6 protein-coding genes and 1 pseudogene are annotated in these 4,202 nt (G+C 62.4%); 4 read left to right on the top strand and 3 right to left on the bottom strand.

Annotated features, from left to right (window positions below; genetic code table 11):
• Nucleotides 1-2: 2 nt before the first annotated feature.
• Together AC2VON_RS26710 and AC2VON_RS26705 are read left to right on the top strand one after the other, a co-directional pair.
• A pseudogene (locus tag AC2VON_RS26710) lies at nucleotides 3-107 on the top strand (LLM class F420-dependent oxidoreductase); the annotation flags it as partial.
• A 7-nt stretch (nucleotides 108-114) separates the two neighbouring features.
• Nucleotides 115-1,737 carry a recombinase family protein gene (locus tag AC2VON_RS26705; protein WP_486955469.1) on the top strand — a complete coding sequence of 541 codons (1,623 nt, stop codon included), beginning with the start codon at nucleotides 115-117 and terminating at the stop codon, nucleotides 1,735-1,737.
• 56 nt (nucleotides 1,738-1,793) lie between these two features.
• Here the strand turns inward: AC2VON_RS26705 and AC2VON_RS26700 are convergent, their stop codons facing one another.
• Entirely contained in the window at nucleotides 1,794-1,952 is a 159-nt protein-coding gene (locus AC2VON_RS26700; RefSeq protein ID WP_486955468.1) for a hypothetical protein, read from the bottom strand.
• Complete coding sequence (locus AC2VON_RS26695; protein WP_486955467.1) at nucleotides 1,952-2,236, bottom strand: hypothetical protein; 285 nt, start codon at nucleotides 2,234-2,236, stop codon at nucleotides 1,952-1,954. The genes AC2VON_RS26700 and AC2VON_RS26695 overlap by 1 nt, the downstream gene beginning before the upstream one ends.
• Nucleotides 2,237-3,068: 832 nt before the next feature.
• Between AC2VON_RS26695 and AC2VON_RS26690 the strand changes: the two genes are divergently transcribed.
• Together AC2VON_RS26690 and AC2VON_RS26685 are read left to right on the top strand one after the other, a co-directional pair.
• Nucleotides 3,069-3,254, top strand: a complete 186-nt coding sequence (locus tag AC2VON_RS26690) for a hypothetical protein (RefSeq protein WP_486955466.1) — start codon at nucleotides 3,069-3,071, stop codon at nucleotides 3,252-3,254.
• 70 nt (nucleotides 3,255-3,324) lie between these two features.
• Nucleotides 3,325-3,546, top strand: a complete 222-nt coding sequence (locus AC2VON_RS26685; protein WP_486955465.1) for a hypothetical protein — start codon at nucleotides 3,325-3,327, stop codon at nucleotides 3,544-3,546.
• A gap of 195 nt (nucleotides 3,547-3,741) precedes the next feature.
• Here AC2VON_RS26685 and AC2VON_RS26680 read toward each other — a convergent pair.
• Nucleotides 3,742-4,202: hypothetical protein (locus AC2VON_RS26680; protein WP_486955464.1), on the bottom strand; the 461-nt coding region annotated here is incomplete at its 5' end.

The raw sequence follows: 4,202 nt of genomic DNA, 5'->3' as shown, positions 1-4,202 counted from the left end.
ACATCGCACCCGGCGAGCACTGGCCGGTGATGCGCGATCTGGCCGCTTACGCCGACGGTGGCGGCGCATGGGACTCACTGTGGGTCTATGACCACTACGATACACTCCGAAACCATGGAGTCAAGCCCTGTGAGGGCGGTTGTCGGCGCTAGGGTCTCTATCCTCACCGAGGGTAAAGAATCACAGCTCACTCAGCGCGACAAAGGAATCCGCTACGCGGAGTCGCAAGGCTGGACTGTTGTCGGTCACGTAGAGGACCTGGACGTGTCCGCGATCAAGCAATCGCCGTGGCAGCGGCCAGACCTCAAGGTCTGGCTCACCGACCGTGCCGACGACTTCGATGCCTTGATCTTCGCCAAGACCGACCGGGTATTCCGCAGCGCATCAGACTGTGTGCAGCTAGCCGAATGGTGCCAACAGCACCGCAAGTTCCTGGTGCTGATAGACGACGGTATCCGGCTCAACTTCTACCACGACCCCAGCGAACAGGACGTGTTCGCCACCGCTATGTCGCGGGTATTCCTGATCTTGGCGTCGGTGTTCGCCGAGATCGAAGGGCAGCGGTTCGTACAGCGCGCCAACGACCGGGTAGCACAATTCCGGCACCAGCCGCGATGGGCCTACGGTGTTCCGCCTTACGGATTCCAGGTTGTCGACCGGCCAGAGGGCGGTAAAGCCCTCGGGCATGATCCCGAAGCGCAGCGTGTGCTTCACCAGATATCGGACCTGCTGCTCTCCGGGGATTCCCTCACACGGATAACCACACGTCTCAACGATGACCGCACACCAAGCCCTGCCGACCGGCTACGCCAGCGCACCGGGAAACCGACACGCGGGTCACGCTGGACTATCAGCACGCTCCGGGCCGTGCTGACCAGCGCGGCAACCCAAGGCGTCAAAACAGCCAAAGGGAAACCCGTGCTGGACGCCAGCGGCGAACCCGTGCTTGTCGGGCCGGCATCGTTCGATCCGCAAACCTGGAACCGTATTCAATCCGAGGTAGAGCAGCGCAGTCGATCCGGTCGGCATCGACGGCACTCTGTCAACCCGCTGCTCGGTGTCGCCAAGTGCGGCGTGTGCGGCCGGAATATGCGGCATTTCGTCCGCACGAGGGAAGGCCGGAAAACACACAAGTACTACGTGTGTGGCGATTCACCGAAACCCTGCCCTGGCGTGCTGGTCCGGGCGGGCAACGCCGAGAGGCTGGTGGAATCGGTATTCCTGCTCATCCACAATGACCGGCGAACCGTGACCCGGGTGTGGCAGCCGGGGTCGGATCACTCCGCAGAACTGGAACAAACCATCACGACTATCGAAGCTCTCCGCGACGACCGCGCGCTCGGGCTGTACGTGTCAGAAGATGACCAGGCGGTATTCCGTAGCCAGATGTCCGCGCTTATCGCCAAACGTGACCTACTCGCCGCCCAACCGGTCGTGAGGGCCGGTTGGGTGCAGGTTGAGACCGACAAGACTTACGGTGATGTGTGGCCGGATGCCACGCTAGAGGACCGCCGGACGATGCTGGTAGATGCTGGTGTGACGCTGACCGTCGGTAGGGGCGGCACACTGCGGTTGAACGTGGACGTCAGCAGGGCGTTGGGTGAGAGCAGCGGTGAGACTGGTGTCGCGGAGATACTGGACGCGATGCGGGACGCTGGTATCGGTGGTGCGGTTATCGCCGACGGCGAGATAAACCTGCATGGGGCGCGGGCTGACAGCCCGGAGGAAGGCCCTTAGCGCGATCCCCGGATAGGTTATACCGGGGATGGTGGTTTAACTCGTCAGAATCGCTCTCAGGGCCTAGGGCCTGCCTCCAGGAACGCCTCGACAGTCAACCCCGCCGTGCCCGCCTTGAAAGAGAACCGCCAGCGGTAGAAATCGCTCAACATAAACTTCGGTTGGTTCGGCTTGGCGGCGTCATGCCGCCGAGTCCGGCGCTGCGCTTTACTCATCAGGTGGTCTCCTCAAAGTTCATTCTCGACAGCAGTTGGGCGAGCAGCGCACGCTGCACGCGCGCTTCGGCGATCAACGGGCTAATGGCCGGCTGGCCCATACTGCCCTTAACCAACAGCGGCGCTTCGGCCGCCGCATCATCAAGTTCGGCGACAATATCGGCCGTTCGGCACGCTTGAAATAACAATTCTTGCTTGTCTGGGTCGCTTTCAACATCGAAAACAGCGGTTATTTTCCGCCATAACGCCTTGCCGGGTTTCTGCAAACCAGCAGGTGAGCGCATACTTTGTCTCCGTTCTTACTTTCGGTCGTGCGCTTTGTGGCACAGGATGCAGCGCGGCTCATAGTCATACGGGTTAGGTGAGAACGCCATGATGGCCTCATACCGACCGCTAACTGTCTTGCAGGGGCCGATTTTCTCGTCTGGTGAGCCACCTTTGTATGACCACTGTGCGGCTCGGCCTTTGCAGTCAACACACTCGAATTGCTTGGCGGCACCACGGACACGGCGTGTATGACTGTGCGCAGACCCATACGTGGTGATTACACCCTTTGTGCGGTTTCCACCCATCGTTTTATACCCGTAATGGTCGATTGCGTACTGCTTCATGCATGCTTTGCAATACCCTTGTAGACCATCAGGACTCCGCCGGTACCTACAGAAATTGTCCCTTGACCTCGCGGTTTTGCACCGCGCACACACCTTCATGGCGTTTTCTCTACTCTCTAAAAAACGGACGTTTAAGTCGCACGATGTCGACGGGACGCATTACCGCCCGGTCGGGGAGCGGGCACCGGGGGGATGCCCCCGTGCCCCTTGCCCTGCACGTATGCCGACACAAGCGCTGCGACTGCCTGCCTGCCTGCCTGCCCGGTGCCTGCCTGCCCTGCCCTGCTAGCAGAGCGCAGCTCTGCGACGCCGGTCTAGGCACCTGCGGTGCCGACGACTGCCCCTGTCCTGCCTGCTGCACAGCAGGCTGCTAGGCAGCGAAGCTGCCGCCGCCGGGCGAGGCACCTGCGGTGCCGCTAGGCAGGCGCAGCCTGCCGACGCCGAGCGCAGCGTCGCAGACGCAAGCGCCGACTACTGCGGCGTTGTCCTGCGGTACGCTCTATGTATGACCGACCTTGCTGACCTACGTCTGGCCGCCGACGAGGCGGTCGCTACGCTGTACCAAGAGATCCGCCGGGCCAAGCGTTCCGGCGTGCCGTACTCGCAGCTCGAGCGGGTTACTGGCCTGCCACGCGGGACGTTGCAAAACATCTGCGCGGGCCGATCACCGGGATTTACGCCGTGGCGTTGACACCGCCGTACACCTCATGTACGGTGCGTATAAGTCGGCGGACGTGTACGCCTGCCACAGGACTTCAACGATGGAGGAAAAAATGTTCGGTACACGCGAAGAGACAATCACGGCCGTTGCTGAGCTGATGGGGCCTAGTCTGGCCCTCGTCTACGATGCGGAAGCAATCGCGGATGACATCATGCGCGATCCGGTGCGTTCGATGTCGGATATGGACATCGTGATACATGAGCACCCGAAGAGCGGCCACGGGCTGACCCGCACCGAGCTTGCAGACCTGGCGGTCCTGTAGCCACCACCACCCGCACGAACCGCCCCCTTACGTGGGGGCGGTTCTGGCGTTGTAGGTGTGTTCACGATGCCCGGCCTGAGACGCACGCTGACGTGTGTTCGCACCGGTCCGGTGTAAGGACACCGGCGAGTGGGTGATCGTGTCTGTGCGTGGCTCTCAGGGCCGGGAATCCACATCCGTAGGTGTCCCGGAACGTCACCTGAGGGTTGATTCCGGCGGGTGCTGCTCACGGTAGGCGATACCGACCGGGTCGTCCCACATGTCAACGATCTCCGGGCGAGGCGGTTCCTCGCCCGGATCGCAGAGCTTACACACGGCCCGCCAGTCCATCCACGCGCTGAGCTGGACACTGGCACCCGGATCACCGTCTGCCAGCCTGCTGTGCAGCAGGCAGTACCGATACCCGGCAGGCGCGACCTCGTGACAGTCCGGCCCTTCGCAAACCGAATCGGACACCAACCGTTGAGCACGTGCATCCCGCCGAGCTTTGATCTCGGCGGAGTCCCGCCCCCGCAGAACATGCTCGGGAGCTTCGGCACGAAACCACGTCTCGGGCAGATTCACCACGCGGGACCGCCGCGTGCCGTCCGGCTCGATGACACGCTTACGCACCCGACCGCCCGGGTAGGTTCCCGACGCCAGCAGGTTGCCCTGCT

The organism is Mycobacterium sp. TH-M82 (assembly GCF_057473605.1).
The sequence above is the reverse complement of the archived record's forward strand: the minus strand, read 5'-3'. Positions and strand labels throughout refer to the sequence as shown.

Excerpts from the sequence above, each read along its gene's own strand:
- AC2VON_RS26705 (WP_486955469.1), top strand. The coding sequence starts at position 115 with ATGGAGTCAAGCCCTGTGAGGGCGGTTGTCGGCGCTAGGGTCTCTATC.
- AC2VON_RS26700 (WP_486955468.1), bottom strand. The coding sequence starts at position 1,952 with ATGAGTAAAGCGCAGCGCCGGACTCGGCGGCATGACGCCGCCAAGCCG.
- AC2VON_RS26695 (WP_486955467.1), bottom strand. The coding sequence starts at position 2,236 with ATGCGCTCACCTGCTGGTTTGCAGAAACCCGGCAAGGCGTTATGGCGG.
- AC2VON_RS26690 (WP_486955466.1), top strand. The coding sequence starts at position 3,069 with ATGACCGACCTTGCTGACCTACGTCTGGCCGCCGACGAGGCGGTCGCT.
- AC2VON_RS26685 (WP_486955465.1), top strand. The coding sequence starts at position 3,325 with ATGGAGGAAAAAATGTTCGGTACACGCGAAGAGACAATCACGGCCGTT.